1 protein-coding gene is annotated in these 1,709 nt (G+C 72.7%); it reads left to right on the top strand.

Annotation, left to right across the window (positions count from 1 at the left end; all coding sequences use genetic code 11):
• A partial coding sequence (locus HW577_RS24660) for an Rne/Rng family ribonuclease (RefSeq protein ID WP_198378733.1) occupies positions 1-1,709 on the top strand: 1,709 nt, incomplete at both ends.

A 1,709-nucleotide genomic window follows, 5' to 3' on the forward strand; every position in this document is an offset into this window, starting at 1 on the left:
CGCCGCCGCACCCGTGGCCGCCGAGCCGCCGCCCGGCGCCGGGGATGCCGAGCCGCCCGCGGCCCAGCCGCTCGACATGGCCGAGGAGCGGATCACCGGCACCCCCGATGCCGGCCTCGATCCCGAGCCCGTCGCGGCCGAGGGCGAGGATGCCGGCCTCGGCCGCGTCGAGAGCCTGCCCGCCGAGGAGGAGGCGCCCCCGCCCGAGACCATCGGCGGCGAGGACCTGCCCGCGGAGACCGAGGAGGAGCGCCGCGAGCGCCGCATCCCGCCGAAGTTCCTCCGCCACTACAAGATCCAGGAGGTGATCCGGCGCCGGCAGATCATGCTGGTGCAGGTCGTGAAGGAGGAGCGCGGCAACAAGGGCGCGGCGCTGACCACCTACATCTCGCTCGCCGGCCGCTTCTCCGTCCTGATGCCGAACAGCCCGCGCGGCGGCGGCGTCTCGCGCAAGATCACCTCGGCTGCCGACCGCAAGCGGCTGCGGGAAGTGGTGGAGGAGATGAGCCTGCCCGATGGCATGTCGCTCATCGTCCGCACCGCCGGCGCGCAGCGGCCCAAGCCCGAGATCAAGCGCGACTGCGAATACCTGCTGCGGCTGTGGGACAGCATCCGCGAACGCACGCTCGCCTCGACCGCCCCGGCGCTGATCTACGAGGAAGCCGACCTCATCAAGCGCTCGATCCGCGACGTCTATGGCCGCGACATCGACGAGGTGGTGGTCGAGGGCGACGACGCCTATGCCCAGGCGCGCGAGTTCATGCGGATGCTCATGCCCGCCAATTCCGGCCGCATCCGCATGCATCGCGACGCCGTGCCGCTGTTCGCCCGGCACAATGTCGACACCCAGCTGGACGCGATGCACTCGCCGGTCGTGCAGCTGAAGTCCGGCGGCTACGTCGTCATCAACCAGACCGAGGCGCTGGTCGCCATCGACGTGAACTCGGGCCGCGCGACGCGCGACCGGCACATCGAGGACACGGCGCTGCGCACCAACCTCGAGGCGGCGGACGAGATCGCCCGACAGCTCCGCCTGCGCGACCTTGCCGGCCTGATCGTCATCGACTTCATCGACATGGAGTCGTCCAAGCACGACGGCATGGTGGAGCGCCGCCTGAAGGAGGCGCTGAAGCACGACCGCGCCCGCATCCAGGTCGGCCGCATCAGCCATTTCGGCCTGCTGGAGATGAGCCGCCAGCGGCTGCGCCCGTCCATCGCCGAGCAGACCTTCGTCGCCTGCCCGCATTGCCAGGGGCGCGGCATCGTCCGCAGCGTGGAATCGAGCGCCCTGCAGGTGCTGCGCGCGGTCGAGGAGGAGGGCGCGAAGCGCCGCGCCGCCGAGATCATGGTGCGCGTCGCGGCCCCCGTCGCGCTGTGGCTGCTCAATCGCAAGCGCGAACGGCTGGCCGAGATCGAGGCCCGCTTCGGCATGGCCGTGCTGTTCGAGCCCGACGACACGCTGATGCCGCCCGCGCTCAAGATCGAGCGGCTGCGCGCGGCCGAGCCCGGCGCTGTTCCCGCCGCGCCCTCCGCGCTGCGCATGGACTACGCCCCCGAGCCGGTCGAGGCCGAGGAGCCCGCCGAGATCGAGGCCGAGGCGGAGGAGGGGGCCGACACCGCCCGCCAGGCCGAGGCCGGCGAGAGTGCCGAGGATGCCGAGCGTCGCCGCCGCCGCCGTCGCCGCCGTCGCGGCGGCCGCCGCGAGGATG

The organism is Neoroseomonas rubea, from assembly GCF_016106015.1.
Taxonomy (GTDB): domain Bacteria; phylum Pseudomonadota; class Alphaproteobacteria; order Acetobacterales; family Acetobacteraceae; genus Neoroseomonas; species Neoroseomonas rubea.